Genomic DNA, 18518 nt, shown 5'->3' on the forward strand with positions numbered 1-18518 from the left:
TCCGGGGTATAAATCAAATTGGCACTGGCTTATCAAGCACCCTGTTGAGTTCTCAAAGAACAACCACACACCATCCGACATCCCATCATCTGGGATCCGTCCGGGGCAACCTCTCGAACTTACCCGGTCCGCTCCGCGCCGTCAACCTCGGTCCGAGGTGATCAACTTGGCTCGTTCCGGCCCCACGCCGACGCACGCCGTATCCGGCGGTCGTTTCTGTCGTGGGAAGCCGCAGACCGGCCGATCGCCGCTTCGCGGCCATCCGCCCGGCTCCTGCCGGCTTCGAAACTCTACCCGGTCGGCCTCGCGATCGCAACCCCGTCTTTCCGGAGTAGCCGCACCGCCCGGTCCCAGCCTCGCTCGGCGTCTCCGCCACGAGCCTGGCGCCCGCTCTCGGCCGGTTTGTCCGGCCTCCCGCGTGCAGAGAGAAAGTTACGCGGCGGGCCCCCGGAAGGCAAATCAACGTTCGCCACTGAGTGGGCGCGCCGTGCCGGAAGCCCGCTACAGGTTCCAACGCCAGGGGCCACGTCTGCATTCCGCGTGGACGCCGGCGGTCGGGGTGTCGCACCCCGGACTCAACCTCCAACGGCCGGGCACCGCCGCATGTTCCGCGGCGCCACCGCTGCTGGTTGCTGTCCGAGGCTCAACGCCGGGCTTCCCCGGAGCATTCCGCGGGGTGCCGGCGGTGTGGCACGCGACCAGCGGCCGGGCACCACCGCATGTTCCCGCGGCGCCGCCGCTGCCGGTTCCTGTCCGACCACCTCAACGCCCGGCTCCCCCGGAGCAGGGACGCCGGGACGGCTCGGGTGCTGGTCGGTGCACCGGTCCCCAAAGCGGCCGCGGCGTGCCAGAGTGTTCGGCATGGATGACGTGTCCCGGCTTCCGGCGACGGTGCTCGCCGAGGAGGCGCTGCTCGGGCTGCTGCTGCCGTTCTGGCAGCTGGTCATCGGCGCCTTCGTGGTCTTCGTCGTCCTGGCCTCGGTGGCCCGGCTGGTGCGGCGCGGGCCCTCCCGGATGAGCACCGCCCTGCTCGTCACCGCGGCGGCGATCGCCGGGTTCGCGCTGGTGGGCGTACTGCTGCAGGGGTGAGGCGGGTCAGAGCCGGCGATTTGCCAGGCTCGGCAGCTCGGCACGGATGGTCCGCTGCCGCTCCAGGTCGAGATCCGCGACGGCGAAACCGGGACCGTCCGGCACCTGGCTGAGCACGGTCCCCCAGGGGTCGATCACCATGCTGCGCCCGAAGCAGGTGCGGCCCGGCTCGTGGTCGCCGGTCTGGCCGGCCGCGACGACGAAACACTGGTTCTCGATGGCCCGCGCCCGCAGCAGCACCTCCCAGTGGTCCCGCCCGGTGTGCAGCATGAACGCCGCCGGCACGACCAGCAGCTGGGCCCCGCCCTCGGTGGCGAGTTGCCGGTAGAGCTCCGGGAAGCGCAGGTCGTAGCAGATCGACAACCCCACCCGTAGCCCCTCGACGTCGACCACCACCGGCTGGTCGCCCGGCGCCACGGTGGCCGACTCGAGGTACGAGACCCGGCCGGGGATCTCCACGTCGTACAGGTGGATCTTGCGATAGCTGGCGGCGAGCGCGCCGGCGCGGTCGAACACCAGCGAGGTGTTCCAGGTGTGCGCCGGATCCGGGCCGGCCTCGTGGAAGGAGCCGGCGATCAGCCAGATGCCGAGCCGCCGGGCGACGTCGGTGAAGAAGGTGCCCACCTCGCCGTCGACCGGTTCCGGCTCGGGCAGCCCGGCGGCCGGGCCCAGGTAGTCGACATACTCGGGCAGGACCGCCAGGTCCGCGCCGGCGGCCGCCGCGCGCTCCACCAGGGCCGCCGCGGCGGCGAGGTTGGCCTTCCGGTCGTCGCGGGCGTTGAGCTGGCAGACGGCGACACGCATGGCCTTCAGCGTACGGCCGGGAGCGCCACCGCGACAGCGTCAGCTGACGCGCCTGGTCGGCTCGCCGACGCCTCGGCGGCTAGGGCGCGGCGACCGTCGCGCGCCCTGCCCCGCGGATCAGGCGGACTTCTCCTCGCGGTCCCGCCGGGCGCGCCGGCCGGTGAACTCGCGCGGAACGATCGTCGGGTTGACGTTCTCCAGGACGACCTCGCGGGTGATCAGCACCCGGGCGGCGTCCGGGTTGCTCGGCACCTCGTACATCACCGAGAGCAGGACCTCTTCCATGATCGCGCGGAGGCCGCGGGCACCGGTGCCGCGGAGCATCGCCTGGTCGGCGATCGCCTCGAGCGCGGGCTGCTCGAACTCCAGCTCGACGCCGTCCAGCTCGAAGAGGCGCTGGTACTGCCGGACCAGCGCGTTGCGCGGCTCGGTGAGGATGCGTACCAGGGCGGTGCGGTCGAGGCTGCGCACGTTGGTGATCACCGGAAGGCGGCCGATGAACTCCGGGATCAACCCGAACTTCAGCATGTCCTCCGGCATGACCTGGCTGAAGATGTCGTCGGTCGACCGCTCGGAGACCGACCGGAGCCGGGCGCCGAAGCCGGTGCCGCCGTGGCCGGTGCGGGCCTCGATGATCTGGTCGAGCCCGGCGAAGGCACCACCGCAGATGAAGAGCACGTTGGTGGTGTCGATCTGGATGAACTCCTGGTGCGGGTGCTTGCGCCCGCCCTGCGGCGGCACGTTGGCCACCGTGCCTTCCAGCATCTTCAGCAACGCCTGCTGGACGCCCTCGCCGGAGACGTCCCGGGTGATCGACGGGTTCTCCGACTTGCGGGCGATCTTGTCGACCTCGTCGATGTAGATGATGCCCGTCTCGGCGCGCTTGATGTCGTAGTCCGCGGCCTGGATCAGCTTGAGGAGGATGTTCTCCACGTCCTCGCCGACGTAACCGGCCTCGGTGAGCGCGGTGGCGTCGGCGATGGCGAACGGGACGTTCAGCATCCGCGCCAGGGTCTGCGCCAGGTGGGTCTTGCCGCAGCCGGTCGGGCCCAGCAGCAGGATGTTGGACTTGGCCAGCTCGACGGCGTCGCTGCCGGAGCCCGGCGCGCCGGCCGCCTCGGCCTGGATCCGCTTGTAGTGGTTGTAGACCGCGACGGCGAGCGCCTTCTTGGCCTGGTCCTGCCCCACGACGTAGTTGTCGAGGAACTGGCAGATCTCCATCGGCTTGGGAAGCTCTTCCCACTTCACCTCGCCGGACTCGGCCAGCTCCTCTTCGATGATCTCGTTACAGAGGTCGATGCACTCGTCGCAGATGTAGACCCCGGGGCCCGCGATGAGCTTCTTGACCTGCTTCTGCGACTTGCCGCAGAAGGAGCATTTCAGTAGGTCGCCGCCGTCACCGATCCGTGCCACCTACGTTCTCCCTGCACTCATCGGCCGGGGACCCGGCCATGACCTGCGAACGTCTAACCCGTCCGCCTCGTTCACCCCGCCGGTCGACCAGCGAAGCGGTTCAGACCCGACGTTACCCGCTGGCGGAGCATTCTCCGACCCCCAAAACGGGTGTGTCAGAGGTCGGCCGGGAGCGATCTCCCGGCCGACCTCCGACCCGGTACTGATCAGCTGGCGGCGTTGGCCGCCAGCAGGCCCTTCTTGCGGCTGGTGAGGATGGTGTCCACCAGCCCGTACTCCTTGGACTCCTCGGCCGTCATGATCTTGTCGCGGTCGATGTCCTTGCGGACCTTCTCGATCGGCTGGTTGCAGTGCCGGGAGAGCATCTCCTCGAGCTGGGTCCGCATCCGCAGGATCTCCCGGGCCTGGATCTCGATGTCCGAGCCCTGCCCGTAGCCGCCCTCGGTGGCCGGCTGGTGGATGATGATCCGGGAGTTGGGCAGCGCCATCCGCTTGCCCGGGGTGCCCGCGGAGAGCAGCACCGCCGCCGCGCTGGCGGCCTGGCCCAGGCAGACCGTCTGGATGTCCGGCCGGACGTACTGCATGGTGTCGTAGATCGCCGTCATGGCGGTGAACGAACCACCCGGCGAGTTGATGTACATGATGATGTCGCGGTCCGGGTCGGTGCCCTCGAGCGTCAGCAGCTGCGCCATCACGTCGTTGGCCGACGCGTCGTCGACCTGGACGCCGAGGAAGATGATCCGGTCCTCGAAGAGCTTGTTGTACGGGTTCGACTCCTTGACCCCGTACGACGTGCGCTCGACGAACGACGGCAGGACGTAGCGGTTGTGCACGGCCGCGAACTGGGGCGGCAGGCTCAGATCGGTCATCGTCAGCTCCTCAGCTCAGGGTCCCGGCGCCATCCGGAACCTGGGCGGCCCCGATGATCACCTTGTCGATGAAGCCGTAGTCCATGGCCTCCTGGGCGGTGAACCAGCGGTCCCGGTCCGAATCCGCCTCGATCTGCGCCTGGCTCTGGCCGGTGTGGAAGGCGACCCGCTCCTGGAACATCCGCTTGGTGTAGAGCATCTGCTCCGCCTGGATGGCGATGTCGGACGCGGTGCCGCCCAGACCGCCGGAGGGCTGGTGCATCATGATCCGCGCGTGCGGCAGGGCGTAACGCTTGCCCTTGGTGCCGGCGCAGAGCAGCAGCTGGCCCATGGAGGCCGCCATGCCCATCGCGACGGTCGACACGTCGTTGTCGATGAACTGCATGGTGTCGTAGATCGCCATGCCGGAGTAGACGGAGCCACCCGGCGAGTTGATCCAGAGGTTGATGTCGCGGTCCGGGTCCTCCGCGGCGAGCAGCAGCAGCTGCGCGCAGATGCGGTTGGCGACCTGGTCGGTCACCTCGCTGCCCAGGAAGATGATCCGCTCCTTGAGCAACCGGTTGTAGACCGAGTCGTCGAGGTTGCCAATGTTGTCGCCACCGCGGGCCTCGATCGCCCGGAGCGGCTTCGCTGGGATGTGCATGTCGGTCATGGCAGCCCTTCGCTCTCCGTACCGTCCTACCCGACACTAACCGCTAGGCCGGGCCGCAGAGTCCCGGTCGGGGCACTGTTCGCTCTCAGCGCAGCTGAGCCGCAAAGGCGTACCCCGGAAAGGATTTCGGCCGCCGTCCACCGCGAGCGGCGGACGGCGGCCGACACCCGGACGATCAGTGCTCGTGGTCGTGCTCGGCCTCGCCCGCGGCGCGCAGCGCGTCGAGCGTCACCTCGTTGCCGGCGGTGTCCGTGATCTTGATCCGCTCCATGACCGAGGCCAGCGCCTTGCCGCGCCGGACGTCACCGAAGACGGCACCGGCCGCGCCGGACTGGACCAGCTGGTCGTAGTACTGCTGCGGAGCCATCCCGGCGCGCTGGGCCCGGTGCACGATCTCGTGGCCAAACTCGTCGTCGGAGACCTGGACGTCCTCGGCGTCGGCGAGGGTGTCCAGCAGCAGCTGGACCTTGACGCCCTGGGTCGCCGCCTCGGCCAGCTCGGCGTCGATCTGCTCCTCGGTCTTCTCCTCGGCGGCGAGGTACTCCTCCAGCGAGGCGCCGATCCGCTCGAGCTGGTCGACCATCGCCTGCTTACGGCTGTCGACCTCCTCGCGGACGACCCCCTCCGGTGCCGGCACCTCGGCGGCGGCGACCAGCTGCTCGAGGGCCTTGTCCCGGGCGGCGTAGATCTGCTCGACCCGCTTGCCCCGGGTGACCCGCTCCCGCAGGTCGTCACGGAGCTCCTGCATGGTGTCGAACTCGCTCGCCATCTGGGCGAACTCGTCGTTGAGCTCCGGCAGCTCCTTCTCCTTGACGGTGCGCACGGTCACCGCCACCTCGGCATCGCGGCCGGCGAAGTCGCCGCCGACGAGCTGGGTGGTGAAGGTGGTGCTCTCGCCGGCGGCCAGGCCGACGACGGCCTCGTCCAGGCCCGGCAGCAGCTGCTTGCTGCCCACCTCGTGGGAGATGTTGCTCGCCGAACCGCCCGGCACGTCCTCGCCGTCGACGGTCGCGTTCAGGTCGATCTGGACGTAGTCGCCCTCCTGGGCGGCCCGCTCGACGGTCTTCAGGGTGGCGAACCGCTCGCGCAGGTTCTTGACCTGCTCCTCGATCTCGCTGTCGTCGATCTGCAGCTCGTCGACGGTCACCTCGATGGTGGACAGGTCGGGCAGGGTGATCTCCGGCCGGACGTCGACCTCGGCGGTGAAGTTGAGCGAGTCACCGTCGTTGAACTCGGTGATCTCGACCTCGGGGCGACCGAGGGTCTTCAGGTCGTGCTCGCGGACCGCGGCGAGGATGTTCTGCGGGATGGCCTCCTGCACCGCCTCGTTGAGGACGGTGCCCCGGCCCACCCGCTGGTCGATCACGGCGGCCGGCACCTTGCCCCGGCGGAAGCCGGGAACCTGCACCTGCGAACCGATCTCCCGGTACGCCTTCTTGAGGCTCGGCTCGAGCTCGACGAACGGCACCTCGATGGCGAGCCGCACGCGCGTCGGGCTCAGAGTCTCGACGGTGCTCTTCACAGGCGTACTCCTTGACGGATCTCGGTTTGAGTCTGGGCGCAATTAGCCCATCGAGTGTAGGCGAGCCGGCCGGGGGCGCCGGCAGCGCCCGGGCACCGCACGGACGGCGGGCCCGGTGGCACCGGCCGCGGACGACAGTCGGGGTGGCGGGATTTGAACCCACGGCCCCTCGCTCCCAAAGCGAGTGCGCTACCAAGCTGCGCCACACCCCGTGGCGACGAGCAGTCTATGCCGTCGCGTCCCACGGGACGTGTCGGGTCCTCCCCCAACCCGCCGAACGCGCACCAACCGGACATCTTCCTCCCCGGCTCGGACCGGCCGGCACGGCCCCGAGGCGCACCGGCCGCCCCCGAGGCGACAACTTCGGGGAAGTAGTGGCCTCCCGCCGTCGGGAGGCAACTACTTCCCCGAAGTTGCGTGGATCTTGACGATCGACGCGCCGGTACACGGCTGCGCGTCCGGCGGGGGCATTGGGTAGGCTGTCGGCGCGCCCCGCGTGTCGGGGCGTACGCGGGCGTAGCTCAATGGCAGAGCTTCAGTCTTCCAAACTGACGGTGCGGGTTCGATTCCCGTCGCCCGCTCAGACGAAAAGGCCCAGGTCAGGCGAGGCGTCCGACCTGGGCCTTATTCATGTCCGCCGCCTGGGCTAGCGGCCGTGCCCGCTACGTGCCCGATCCCGTTCCTCGGCGATGCCGGCGCTGAGCGCGTCGGCGATGCTCTTGTCGCGCTGAGTGGTGGCGTGCTGGTAGATCAACGCGGCCCGCATGCTCGCGTGACCCATCCGCTGCATCAGCTCCCGGGTGCTCGCCCCTGATGCGGCGGCGAGGGTGTTGCCGGTGTGCCGCAGGTCATGGAAGGGAAAGCCGGGCATCCCCAGTGCTGCGACAGTCCGAGTCCACTTGACCGACCCGCCGAAGTTGCCGGTTCGCAGCAGCGCGCCCTTGTCGCCGGTGAAGACCGGGGCGTCAGCGTCGGCGGCGGTGAACTCGGCCAGATGCGCCCGCAGGGCCTCCAGGGCGGCCGCCGACAGGGTGACGACCCGGACCCCGGCCGCCGACTTGGGCGGCCCGAATTCCAGGTGGCTCCGGAGCGCGGCGAGCTTGCGTGTGACCCGTACCGTGCCGGCGTCGAGGTCGATGTCCCGGCGGCGGAGGGCGACCAGCTCGCCCACCGCAGATCCGAGAGCACCGCGCCCACGACGAGCGCCGAGAACCGAGCAGGCGTCGCAAAGTCCGGGCTCGTGGCCGTAGCGAGCGGCTGACGAGGGTTTGGGTCAGCCTGGGGCGAGGAGGCAGAACTCGTTGCCTTCCGGGTCGGCGAGGACCGTCCACGGGACATCGCTCTGGCCCAGGTCGATGGCGGTGGCGCCGAGAGTCCGCAGTCTGGCCGCCTCGGCTTCTAGGTCGTCACCTGGGTATGGGCGGACGTCGAGATGGACGCGGTTCCACACGGTCTTCACGTCGGGTGTGCGGAGGAACTGCAGATATGGGCCGACGCCCTTGGCGGAGCGCAGTACCGCGTTGTGGTCGGTCACTTCGTGCAGGGTCCAGTCCATGGCCTTGCCCCAGAAGCGGGCCATGGCTCGCGGATCCGCGCAGTCGACCACTACCGCGGCGATCGGCCCGGTGTCCCGGTAGAGCGGTCGGGGGTCCAGCACGCAGAACTCGTTGCCCTCTGGGTCCGCCATGACCGTCCATGGGACGTCACCCTGGCCTACTTCGGCGGGTGTTGCGCCGAGATCCTTCAGGCGCGTGACCACCTCCGCCTGATGGGCCGCCGAGGTGGTGGCGAGGTCGACGTGCACGCGGTTCTTCACCGTCTTGGGTTCCGGGGAGACGATGAGGTCAAGGCAGACGGCGACCGGGTCGGGGTAGACGAAGCCCTCGGGTTCGAGGTTGGTCACGCCCGGTCCCTCGCTGGAGACTCCCCAGCCGAGCGCCTCCGCCCAGAAACCGCCCAGCGCGGAGTCGTCCCGAGCCTTCATGTTGATTTGAACAAGCCGCGTTGCCATCCCGACGATGCTAGGGCTTGTGCGCTGCGACCCCGCAGCGGGGACACATTCGCTCCGCTCCCGGTCACGACGACTGAACCTGAACCATCATGGGCCATCCGTGGGTCGGGGCAGTGATCCTCGTCCTTCCGCACTGACAGTGCGCGAGCCCGTCGCCCGCCCCGTCGCCTCCGGCGCCGGAGGATGCCTCGTCGCTAGAGCTTGATCCAGTAGCGCCGAGCGGGCCCGAGTTCGGTGTCCCGGATGCCCTCGAGGACACCTCCGTGGTGTTCGATGGTCCTCGCCGAGGCGATGTTCTCCTCCGCGCAGACGATCAGCACCCGGTCCAGGCCGTCCCTCCGCGCCACGTCGAGCATCCGGCCCAGCGCCCAGGTCGCCAGACCGCGTCGGCGCGCGGACGGCCGAATGCCGTAGCCGACGTGGCCCACCCGCCGCACGAAGTCGTCGAGCCCGTGTCGCAGCGCGATCCCGCCGAGCACCCGATCGCCCTCGACGATCCACCGGTACGTGCACCGCCGCCCGCCGGCATCGGGTGGGTTCGCCGGACCCGACGTGTCGGAAAGCCGGGCCACCCAGGCCGCGAAGCCGTCCGGCGAGTCCACCTCATCGGACGGACGCAGTCCGAACCCGTCCTCGTGGACGCCGGGGCCCCACTCGGCACGCGCCTCGAGCCAGGCGGCGTGCAGGCGGACGGTGGGCTTGATCAGCTCGGGCATCCGGCGACGATAGCGGCCCGGATCGGGACGTGCGCGGATGCGATCAGTCGGTACCGGGCCTCCGGCCGACCGGCGGGAAGCAGCGCTGCGCCCCCACGCTGGACTGGGCGGTTCACGACGGCGGCCGGCCTCGACGCGGACGAGCAGCGTCCTAGGAGCCGCGCACCGTGCAGGTGTTCCAGGCACTGTGGCTGGCAGGCCGGTGGCCCGGCCGCCGGACACGGCCGGGCCACCGACGCGGTACGACTCAGCCGCCGAGACTGGCGGCGGCCGACGCGATCGCCGAGGCGAAGGTGCTCACCTGGGTGTACACGCCGGGGTAGTTGGGTCGGGCGCAGCCGTAGCCCCAACTGACGATGCCGACCTGGATCCAGGCGTTGGAGGCGTCCCGGCGGAACATCGGGCCGCCGGAGTCACCCTGGCAGGTGTCGACGCCGCCGCTGGCGTAGCCGGCGCAGATCTCCTCGCCGGGGATGATGTCGCCGCCGTAGTAGTTGTTGCAGGTGGTGTCGTCGACGAAGGGGACGGTCGCCTTGAGCAGGTAGCGCTGCTGCGGGCCGCCCTCCCGGGCCGCACCCCAGCCCGCCACGGTGAAGGTGCCGTTGTCGTACGCCGTGGTGTTGGCGATCTTGAGGGTGCTGAGCGAGGTGACCGGGGTGGCGAGCCGGATCAGCGCCCAGTCCTTGCCGGCGCCGTTGTAGCCGGGCGCCCGGTAGACGTAGTTGGACCGGACCTGGATCCGGCTCGACGACTGGAGGTCGACCACGCCGAGGGTGGCGGTGATGCTGGTGTTGGTGCCGGTGCGGCCGACGCAGTGCGCCGCGGTGAGCACCAGCCGCGGGCTGTAGAGCGCGCCGCCGCAGCCCATCGAGAGCCGGACCATGAACGGAAACTCGCCCTGGGCGGCCCGGGTCCCGCCGACGACGTACGGGGTCATCCCGTCGTCCGGCGCCGCGTTGGCCGGCACGGCCGCCACGAACGTTCCGGCGGTGACCACCGCCAACACGGCCGCCGTCCGGCCGACGAGTGTGCGCCAACGCACCATTGTCCCCTCCAAGCCTCGACGGCGCGCCTCGTGACCGCGCCGTAGCTGTGATGGCGGGAGCCTACGCACTTTCATTGATAAATGGCAATGTATGGATTCCATCCCGACTCGGTCATACGGCGCCCACCGAGGGTCCCGGCGCGTCGGCCCGACCGGCCGACCCCGGTGCGGCGCGGGCTGCGTACCATGCGGGACCGGGCATCCCCTCGTCCCGCGGAGGTATCGGCAGATGGCAGGCCAGCACGAGGGATACGCCCTCGGCGTCGACCTCGGCACGTCGAACACGGTGGCCGTGCTCCGCCGCCCCGACGGGCAGACCCGTCCACTGTTGCTGGACGGCCAGCCGATCATTCCCTCCGGTGTGTACGCCGACGCGGACGGGGTGCTGCACGCCGGCCGCGACGCCCAGCGGCTGGCCCGCACCGAGCCCGGCCGGTACGAGCCGCACCCGAAGCGCCGCATCGACGAACCGGCGGTGGCCCTGGGCGACCGCCGGTATCCGCCGGCGGAACTGCTCGCCGCGACGCTGCACGCGGTGGCCCGGGCGGCGGTCGAGGCGGTCGGCTTCCTCCCCCCGGCGGTGCTCACCTGCCCGGCCACCTGGGACGCGCCACGCCGCCAGGTGCTCAGCGACGCGCTCGCCCTGGCCGGCTGGCCGTCCGCGGCCGAGCACACCATGTCCGGCCCCACCCCGCCGGGGACCCGGCTGCTGCGGGAGCCGGTGGCCGCCGCCCGCTACTACACCCAGGTGCTCCGCCGGCCGGTGCCGGTCGGCGGCACCATCGCGGTCTTCGACCTCGGCGCCGGCACCCTGGACGTCGCCGTGGTCCGCAACGAGGGCGCCGACCCGTGGGGCGATTCGGGGTTCGTCGTGGTGGCCGCGGGGGGCGCCGCCGACCTCGGTGGGCTGGACGTGGACGGGGCCCTGTTCGCCCGGCTCGGCGAGGTGGTCGCGGGGGCGCACCCGGCCCGCTGGGCGACGCTCACCCGACCGGAGTCGACGACCCAGTGGCGGGAGCGTCACCAGCTCTGGGAGAACGTCCGGGGGGCCAAGGAGATGCTGTCCCGGGCCAGCGTCGCGCCGGTCGCCGTACCGGGGGTGGAAGCGGCGGTCCCGCTCACCCGGGACGACCTGGAGCGGGTGGCCACCCCGCTGATGCGCCGGGCCGTGGCGGTGACCCGGGAGGTGCTCGACACGGCCGGCCTGCACCCCCGGCAGCTCGCCGGCCTCTTCCTGGTCGGCGGCGCCACCCGGACCCCGTTGGTGGCCCGGCTGCTGCACGCCGAGCTCGGGGTGGCGCCGACGGTGCTGGAGCAGCCGGAGCTGCCGGTGGCCGAGGGCGCGCTGACCGACCTGCCGGTGCCACGGCCCGCCCGGGTCGCGGCCGGTTTCGGCGCCCCCGCGGCCGCCCCGCCGCCACCTGCCCCGGCCCCGCCACCCGTTCCGGCCGCGGCGCCGGTAGCGATCCCGGGCGACGGGCCCGCCGGGACTCCGGCGCAGACCACCCCGGCGGCAGCGCACCCGACCAGCCCGGCCGCGCCGCCGACGGTTCCGGCCGGACCGCCGCCGCAGGCCGTACCCGTCGCGCAACCGACCAGCCCCGCCGCACCGCCGACGGCCGCCCCGGCGCCGGCCCAGCAGACCGTCCCGTCGACGCCGGGCCTGGCCGCAACTGAACCGACCGTCCCGGCGGCCCCCGCCGGGACCGGCGCGCCGCCCGCGGCCACGCTGGTCGGCCCGCCCCCGCCGCCCGCCACGCTCGCCGAGCCGCGGCCGCCGGTCGCCGGGCCGTCCGGGGTACCTCCGGCGGGGCCAGGCGGGCCGCCGCCGGGCTGGCCGGGCGTACCCGTCTCCGGCGCGCCGGTGTCGCCTCCGCCCGGCGGCCCGGGAATCTCCCGCCGCCGGGCGGTGTGGATCACGCTCGGCGCCGTGCTGGCGCTCGCCGGCGTGACCGTCGCGGCGGTGCTGTACTGGACCCGGGACCGCTATCCGGCCCTGGAGTGGCAGAACCCGGTCGCCGAGGTAGAGCGGGTGGCCGCCGGGGCGGAACGCCCGACGGACATGTTCACCGCGGTCCTCGGCGACCGTGCCTACCTCGCCCACCCGCTGCCGGACGGCCGGCTGGAGGTGGTCGCGGTCGACACCCGCACCGGCGCGGAGCGGTGGCGCCGGCAGGTCGGGGGGTCCGCGCAGCGGTGGGAGCGGATCGTCGCCCTCCCGGACGCGGTTGCGGTCTTCGCCGACGCCAACTCCACCGACACCCCGCGGGACCTGGTGGTCCTCGACGGCGCGTCCGGCGACAAACGGTGGGACGAGCCGATCCGGGGCGACGACGACGTGCTCTTCGCCGAGGACGTCGCGGTGCTGGTCGACCGGACCCTCGACCGGCTGGTCGGGCTGCGCCTGGACGACGGCGCGGAGGCCTGGACGGAGCCCAACCCGCGCGACGAGTACGGCGGCACCCGCACCAGCGTCCACCCGGTCACCACCGACGAGGCACTGGGCGGACCGGCCTTCCCGAACGGCGCTCCCCGCGACCCGTGGCGGGGCGAGGCACGCCGGATCGTGCAGGTCGGCGCGGACCGCTCGGTGCGGCTGATCGACACCTCCACCGGGACGGTGGTCCGCACCCGTGCCGGAGCGGCCGACAACGACGACCTGGTGGTGGCGCACGGCGACCGGCTCTACGTGGCCGCCGACGAGTCGCGCTACCAGTTGCTGGCGTACGACCTGACCAGCGGCGCGAAGCCGGAACTGCTCTACACCGCCGGGGAGGGCCGGCGGCCGGAGGCGCTGGTGCCCTGCGGGGAGAAGCGGGTCTGCCTGCTGGAGGTGGCCGGCGGCGACGCGAAGACCACCGAGGTGGTGGCGGTCACCGAGGAGCGGGCGGAGCGCTGGCCGGCGCCGGAGGCCACCGTGCTGGTGCCGCTCGGCGAGCACCTGCTGACCCGGCGCACCTCGCCTGAGCCGGCCGGCACGCTGTTCGGCCCGGACGGCCGGGCGGTGCTGAAGGACCGGGACGGCGTCCCGGTCCGGATCGACGCGGGCAACCTGCTGGTCTTCGCCGACCGGCTCAGCTCGGTGGAGGACGACCGCAGCGTCGCCGGGGTGCCGGCGAGTTCGGGCAAGGTGGTCGAGCTGGGGCAGCTCAAGGACGTCCGGAGCGACACCTGCTCGTGGAACACCAGCGTGGTGGTCTGCGGGGCGGCCAAGGACTTCGTGCTCTACCGGTTCGCCGAGCAGTAGCGCCGGAACGACGCCCGTTTTGCACCGGGACGCCCCGGGTAGGGCATCGGCATGGACACGAACACGACGGCGCACCTGGTCGGCGGGCCCCGGGACGGCAGCACCCACGACGCGGGCGACAGCGCCCTGCTGGAGCTGAAGATCGACGGGATGATCCACCGGTACGTGCGGACCACGAAGCGGCACGACGATGGCCGCATCCTCTACAACTACGACGGCATGGTGGCCCCGGGCGGCGGCGAGCCCGGCGTCGAGGACCCGGCGGCGCGGGTCGCCTCGCCCCGGGCGGACGCCGAGGGGCCCGGCGGCAGCCACTGAGCCATCGATCAGCTGCGAGGTCGGACCGCCCGATCACGGATGATCCGCGGCCGGCCGGGTAAGCAGCGCCATCCTGGTGGAGAAACGACCTCTGGTCGCGGGGCCCGCGACCGGACGCCCGGGCGGACGGCGGCGTGCCGGCCGCCCGGGCGTACCGGGCCGGGTCAGTTGTTGGTGATCCAGTTCCAGGCCGACACGACCCAATCGGTCTGCTGCAGGTAGGCGATGCCGAGGCCGGTGAGGAAGACGGCCGTCACCAGGTGCGCCCCCCGGGCGCTGCGGCGGACCCGGCCCAGCTGGCGCTCCAGCACCACCCGGCCGAGCAGCCGGGTGAGCGCGAAGAGCCCGAGCGCCACCAGCACGCTCAGCACGAAGATCATCAGCGGCCCGGTCAGGTTGCCGCCGCCCGAGATCGCCCAGATGCCCCAGCAGACGAAGGCGAAGAGCAGGCCGGCGGCACTCCACTCGCCGCCGCGCCGCAACTGCGCCAGGTGCCAGCTCATCGGCCGCCGCGGCGTCGACCCACCCGGCCAGCCGGTGCCGGTCGGCTCCTGGTGGACCACCGGGAAGGGCTCGGTACGCGGCGTACCGGACCGACCGACGGACGCCACCCCCGGCCGGAACGCGTCGCGCTGCGGAGGCACCCCGGCACCGCGCTGCGGCGGCACCCCGACGCCCGGTTGCGGCGGTACCTCGACCGTCCGCTCCGCCCACGGCTGCGTCTGGTCTGCCATCTCGTCCCCTCCCCCTGGACCGGCGGCGGCCCACCGGTCGCCGTCCCGGTTCCGAGGGTAGCCAGCCGGCAAATCGGTCGCCGACTCCGCACCGGTCAGCTAGACACGACCGGTGACGAACTCCCCGCAACCCGCCCGCGCCGAGGACTTCGACGAGCTCGCCCGGATGCTCGGCGACCTGTTCCACGGTGGCTTCGATGCCGAGACGCACGAGATCGAACGCGGCATCTTCGAGCCGGAGCGGGCGCTGCTGATCCGCGACGGCGCCGACCTGGTGGCCAGCGCCGCCGCCTTCACCCGCGAACTCACCGTGCCCGGCGGCACCGTGCCGGCCGCCCACGTCACCATGGTCGGGGTGGTCCCGACCCACCGCCGCCAGGGCCTGCTCACCCGGCTGATGCGCCACCAGCTGCGGCAGCTGCGGGACGCCGGTCGGGAGCCGGTCGCGGTGCTCTGGGCCAGCGAGGGCCGGATCTACCCCCGGTTCGGCTACGGGCTGGCCGCGCAGCGGCTCGCCGTGGAGTGCGACACCACCGAGCTGCGCCTGCCGGCGCCGGCGTCCGCGGCGGGCCGGCTGCGCCTGGACCGCCCGGCCGCGCGCCAGGCCGAGCTGGCCCGGGTGTACGACCGGGTACGCCCCGACCGGCCCGGCTGGTCGAGCCGGAACGACGCCTGGTGGCGTTACGTGCTCGGCGACCCGGCCGGGCAGCGCGGGGGCGCCACCGAGCGGCGGGTGGTGCTGCACGAAGGCCCCGACGGGGTCGACGGGTACGGGCTGTTCCGTACCCGGGGCGAGTGGGAGCGCACCGGCCCGCGCGGGCACACCACGGTCGACGAGGTGGTGGCCGTCACGCCCGAGGCGTACGCGGCGCTGTGGCGGATGCTGCTCTCCATCGACCTGACCCGGCGGCTCACCTTCCGGGCGGCCGTGGACGAGCCGCTGCTGCGGCTGGTCGACGAGCCGCGCCGGCTCGGCGCCCACCTCGTCGACGCGCTCTGGCTGCGGGTGGTCGACGTACCGGCCGCGCTCGCCGCCCGCCGGTACGCCGCGCCGGTGGACGTGGTGGTCGAGGTCACCGACGCGCTGCTGCCGGAGAACACCGGCCGGTGGCGGCTGACCGGCGGGCCGGAGGGCGCGGAGTGCGCGCCGACCGACCGGCCGGCGGAGCTCGCCTGCGACGTGCGCTGCCTCGGGGAGCTCTACCTCGGCGGGGCCGGGCTGGGCGCGCTGGCCGCCGCCGGCCGGGTCGGCGAGCTGCGTCCCGGCGCCCTGGCCGCCGCCGGACCGGCCTTCGGCTGGCACCGCGCCCCGGCCGGCATGGAGGTGTTCTGACGCCGGGGGCGGTACGGTCGGCTGATGGGGGACGCGGAACGACGGCGGCGCCGGCTCAGACACCAGCCGGGCGGCGACCCGCCGACGCCCGGCGAGGGCCCGAGCGCGACCACCGCCGGGGTGCACGACGGCGGTGACCCGCCGCGCGGGCGGCGCGGCGGCCCGCCCGAGGAGCGCGAGGGTGAGCGGGGACTGCGCGGCCTGGTCGGCTCCGGCTCGTCCCAGGTGAGCGTCACCGCCGCCATGCGGGCCCGGGACGCCGCGCGGCCCGGCGAGGCCGACCTGGCCGAGGCCGAGGCGCGCGTGGTGATCGTCCGCCGCAACTGGGTGCCCCGGGAGGACCTCCCCCGCCGCTGAGCCGGCGGTCGCCGCACCGGCGACCGCGACGCCGGATTCGGGCTAGGACGGCAGGGCCGGCAGGGTCCGGGTGCGCTCGTACTCGGCCATCTGGGCGATCCGCCGGAAGTGCCGCTCGTTGCCGGAGAACGGGGTGGCCAGGAACGCCTCGACGATGGCGGTGGCGTCGTCCAGCGTGTGCTGGCGGGCGCCGACGGCGACGATGTTGGCGTCGTTGTGCTCCCGGGCCAGCTGGGCGGTCTCGATGTTCCAGGCCAGCGCGGCGCGGACCCCGGCGACCTTGTTGGCGGCGATCTGCTCGCCGTTGCCGGAGCCGCCGATCACCACGCCCAGGCTGCCCGCGTCGGCCACCACCCGGTCGCCGGTGTGCAGGCAGAACGCCGGGTAGTCATCGTCCGGGTCGTACGCGTGCGGGCCGACGTCGACCACGTCGTACCCCTGCGTGGCCAGGTGGTTGGCCAGGTGCACCTTCAACTCGAAGCCGGCGTGGTCGGATCCCAGGTAGACGCGCATACCGCGCAGTCTGACAGGCCGCCGCCCCGGAACCCCGCGCGGGCGGCGTCCCGGGGTGGATTCGTCACAGCTCAGCGGGGCAGCTCGGCGACCACCAGACCGCCGCGTGCCTTCGGGGTGAACCAGGTGCTCTTGCGCGGCATCTTCTCCCGGGCCAGGTTCACCGCCACGAAGTCGTCCACGGTCACCGGGGCGATCAGCACGGCCAGCTCGGCCCGGCCGGCGTCGACCTCACCGGTGAGCCAGCTCGCCGGGTAGTCGCCGCCGACGTAGGTGATCCGCTTGTCGCCCGGGTCCAGCCCGAGCGCGTCGCGCAGCAGCAGCCGCTCGACCAGGGCGTGGTCGAGGTTCTCCAACCGGGCGTCACCGGTGTGCGGCAGGGTCACCGCGTACCCCTGGCCGGCCAGCCGGAGTCCGACGGTGCCGCCGGCCGCCGGAACCTCGACCGGGCCGTCGATCGGGGTGACCTGCGCGCCGGCGGCGCGCAGCCGGTCGAGCAGTTCGTCGGGCGTGGTGGTCAGCTCGCTGACCAGCCGGTTGTAGGGCTGGATGGCCACCGAGGCCGGCGTGGTGACCACCGCCAGGAAGCGCGGCAGCCCGCCGGTCTGGGCGGCCAGGCTGCGGTGGTTGCCGTCGGCGACGACCAGCTCGCCACCGCCGGCCAGGGCGGTCAGCTCGTCCTGCTCCGGGCCGGGGCCGACCAGCCAGATGGCGTGCGTGCGCCCGGCCTGGTCGGTGTCGGTGGCGGCGGGCGCGCCGGCCGTCTCGGTCGCCGCCGCGAGCGCGGCGTGCAGCTCGTCGCCCCGCCCGGTCTGCAGCAGCAGTACGGGCGAGAGCAGGTGCCCGAGCGCCTCGGCGAGCGCCACCCGCTCCCGCACCTTGGCGATGAAGACGTCCTCGTTGCGGATCACCAGACCAGGCTCGTCGGCCCGGGTGGAGATCTGGTCGGTGTCCACCATCGCAAAGAGCCCGTACGCCGGCTCCTCCCCCGGCGCGCTGATCCGGTAGAGCACGACCACCCGCTCGGCCGGGGTGTAGCTGCCGTCGGCCTTGGCCTCGGCGAGCCGGGCCGCCGCGTCCGGCAGCGCGTCGAGGAAGGACTTCCCGATGCTCTCCGGCGCCCGGTGCGGCATCTCGATGCCGAGGGCACTGTGCGGGTTCGCCTCGATGATCGCGGTGATCTCCGCGTCGTCGGCGAACTCGTCGTAGTTCTGCGCGCCGGTGCCGCCAGTGGTGATCCAGGCCCGGGCGATCGGATGCACGACCGTCATGACCGCTGACGCTACCTGGGGCGGACCGGCCCACGACCGCGGACCCGCACGGCGTCCACCAGATGAAAGAGCGGCGCGGCCGGCTCAGCCGGTGCGGTCCGCGGAGCCCGCCTGCCGCCGGTGCCGCCCGGCGGGAGCCGGCCGACGATTGGTGGTGGACGCGGCGTGCGGGCTGCGGCGGCCACCCACCGGAGAGACCGGATCGGCCGGGGCGGGACGCGCTCCGACCGGCGCGGGCGCCGCCGGCCGGGGCGGTGCGGGCGCGGCCGGCGTGGGCCGGACGGCCACCGGCGCGGGCCGCTCGGCGGCGGGCGGGGTCAGCCGGGAGGTCGCCGGCACCCGGGCGACGCCGACCACGATCGGCGGGGCGAGCAGGTCCACCATGTCCGGGGGAAGGTCGGGCCGGAGCGTCGGCCAGCAGGAGTCGTCGACCGACCAGTACGCCGCGTCGGGACTGTCGGCCACCTCCTCACCGCGGGGAGAATCGTCAACGGACGCACGGTGCTTGGCCATCGGGGATGCCTCCACGAGCTGCGGGGTGCGGCCCTGCGGGTCGCTGCGGCGGACATGGAAGCCAACGATTCCGCCGCCAGCCCGGTGACGCCCGCCCACCTCTCCCCCGCC

General features: G+C 73.0%; 18 protein-coding genes and 2 tRNA genes. 6 read left to right on the plus strand and 14 right to left on the minus strand.

The genetic code is table 11. The features are described 5' to 3' along the window. The first annotated feature begins 861 nt into the window (after positions 1–861). The gene (locus ACVCAH_RS20345; RefSeq protein ID WP_447137757.1) at positions 862–1089 is read left to right on the plus strand and encodes a hypothetical protein; all 228 of its coding nucleotides are present in this window, start codon (positions 862–864) and stop codon (positions 1087–1089) included. 6 nt (positions 1090–1095) lie between these two features. Here ACVCAH_RS20345 and ACVCAH_RS20350 read toward each other — a convergent pair whose 3' ends face one another. From ACVCAH_RS20350 to ACVCAH_RS20375, 6 genes are all read right to left on the minus strand, one after another. Beyond that, entirely contained in the window at positions 1096–1893 is a 798-nt protein-coding gene (locus tag ACVCAH_RS20350; protein WP_447137758.1) for a carbon-nitrogen hydrolase family protein, read from the minus strand. Positions 1894–2010: 117 nt separating this feature from the next. Continuing rightward, entirely contained in the window at positions 2011–3306 is a 1296-nt protein-coding gene (gene clpX / locus ACVCAH_RS20355; protein ID WP_447137759.1) for an ATP-dependent Clp protease ATP-binding subunit ClpX, read from the minus strand. Positions 3307–3512: 206 nt separating this feature from the next. Beyond that, on the minus strand, positions 3513–4175 hold the full coding sequence (locus tag ACVCAH_RS20360) for an ATP-dependent Clp protease proteolytic subunit (protein WP_447137760.1): 663 nt from the start codon (positions 4173–4175) through the stop codon (positions 3513–3515). A gap of 10 nt (positions 4176–4185) precedes the next feature. Beyond that, a complete protein-coding gene (locus tag ACVCAH_RS20365) occupies positions 4186–4827 on the minus strand; it encodes an ATP-dependent Clp protease proteolytic subunit (protein WP_447137761.1) in 642 nt (213 codons plus the stop codon). A 175-nt stretch (positions 4828–5002) separates the two neighbouring features. After that, the gene (tig, locus tag ACVCAH_RS20370; protein ID WP_447137762.1) at positions 5003–6349 is read right to left on the minus strand and encodes a trigger factor; all 1347 of its coding nucleotides are present in this window, start codon (positions 6347–6349) and stop codon (positions 5003–5005) included. A gap of 138 nt (positions 6350–6487) precedes the next feature. Continuing rightward, a tRNA-Pro gene (locus ACVCAH_RS20375) sits at positions 6488–6561 on the minus strand. Positions 6562–6859: 298 nt separating this feature from the next. On the opposite strand from ACVCAH_RS20375, the gene ACVCAH_RS20380 reads away from it, so the two are divergent. Then, positions 6860–6930: transfer RNA gene (locus ACVCAH_RS20380), tRNA-Gly, on the plus strand. Positions 6931–6995: 65 nt separating this feature from the next. Here the strand turns inward: ACVCAH_RS20380 and ACVCAH_RS20385 are convergent. The 4 genes from ACVCAH_RS20385 to ACVCAH_RS20400 form a co-directional block, all read right to left on the minus strand. Then, positions 6996–7520, minus strand: coding sequence for a tyrosine-type recombinase/integrase (locus tag ACVCAH_RS20385; protein WP_447137763.1), 525 nt, complete (start codon positions 7518–7520; stop codon positions 6996–6998). A 102-nt stretch (positions 7521–7622) separates the two neighbouring features. Beyond that, complete coding sequence (locus ACVCAH_RS20390; protein ID WP_447137764.1) at positions 7623–8360, minus strand: VOC family protein; 738 nt, start codon at positions 8358–8360, stop codon at positions 7623–7625. Positions 8361–8554: 194 nt separating this feature from the next. Next, positions 8555–9076 carry a GNAT family N-acetyltransferase gene (locus ACVCAH_RS20395; RefSeq protein ID WP_447137765.1) on the minus strand — a complete coding sequence of 174 codons (522 nt, stop codon included), beginning with the start codon at positions 9074–9076 and terminating at the stop codon, positions 8555–8557. A gap of 247 nt (positions 9077–9323) precedes the next feature. Next, on the minus strand, positions 9324–10121 hold the full coding sequence (locus tag ACVCAH_RS20400) for a S1 family peptidase (protein ID WP_447137766.1): 798 nt from the start codon (positions 10119–10121) through the stop codon (positions 9324–9326). A 229-nt stretch (positions 10122–10350) separates the two neighbouring features. Here ACVCAH_RS20400 and ACVCAH_RS20405 point away from each other — a divergent pair, with 229 nt between their 5' ends. Both ACVCAH_RS20405 and ACVCAH_RS20410 read left to right on the plus strand, forming a co-directional pair. Beyond that, on the plus strand, positions 10351–13368 hold the full coding sequence (locus tag ACVCAH_RS20405) for an Hsp70 family protein (protein WP_447137767.1): 3018 nt from the start codon (positions 10351–10353) through the stop codon (positions 13366–13368). A gap of 51 nt (positions 13369–13419) precedes the next feature. Beyond that, complete coding sequence (locus ACVCAH_RS20410) at positions 13420–13686, plus strand: hypothetical protein (protein WP_447137768.1); 267 nt, start codon at positions 13420–13422, stop codon at positions 13684–13686. 164 nt (positions 13687–13850) lie between these two features. On the opposite strand, the gene ACVCAH_RS20415 is transcribed toward ACVCAH_RS20410, so the two are convergent. Next, complete coding sequence (locus ACVCAH_RS20415) at positions 13851–14420, minus strand: hypothetical protein (RefSeq protein WP_447137769.1); 570 nt, start codon at positions 14418–14420, stop codon at positions 13851–13853. Between the two features lie 112 nt (positions 14421–14532). On the opposite strand from ACVCAH_RS20415, the gene ACVCAH_RS20420 reads away from it, so the two are divergent. Both ACVCAH_RS20420 and ACVCAH_RS20425 read left to right on the plus strand, forming a co-directional pair. Further along, on the plus strand, positions 14533–15753 hold the full coding sequence (locus ACVCAH_RS20420; protein ID WP_447137770.1) for a GNAT family N-acetyltransferase: 1221 nt from the start codon (positions 14533–14535) through the stop codon (positions 15751–15753). Positions 15754–15777: 24 nt separating this feature from the next. Beyond that, positions 15778–16110, plus strand: a complete 333-nt coding sequence (locus tag ACVCAH_RS20425) for a hypothetical protein (RefSeq protein ID WP_447137771.1) — start codon at positions 15778–15780, stop codon at positions 16108–16110. 42 nt (positions 16111–16152) lie between these two features. Here ACVCAH_RS20425 and ACVCAH_RS20430 read toward each other — a convergent pair whose 3' ends face one another. From ACVCAH_RS20430 to ACVCAH_RS20440, 3 genes are all read right to left on the minus strand, one after another. Further along, positions 16153–16623 (minus strand): ribose-5-phosphate isomerase, encoded by a 471-nt coding sequence (locus tag ACVCAH_RS20430; protein ID WP_447137772.1) that lies wholly within the window; start codon positions 16621–16623, stop codon positions 16153–16155. Positions 16624–16694: 71 nt separating this feature from the next. After that, positions 16695–17894 (minus strand): DUF1015 family protein, encoded by a 1200-nt coding sequence (locus tag ACVCAH_RS20435; RefSeq protein WP_447137773.1) that lies wholly within the window; start codon positions 17892–17894, stop codon positions 16695–16697. Between the two features lie 84 nt (positions 17895–17978). Then, positions 17979–18359 carry a hypothetical protein gene (locus ACVCAH_RS20440; protein ID WP_447137774.1) on the minus strand — a complete coding sequence of 127 codons (381 nt, stop codon included), beginning with the start codon at positions 18357–18359 and terminating at the stop codon, positions 17979–17981. Positions 18360–18518 lie beyond the last annotated feature (159 nt).

This window comes from Micromonospora sp. LZ34, assembly GCF_052981855.1.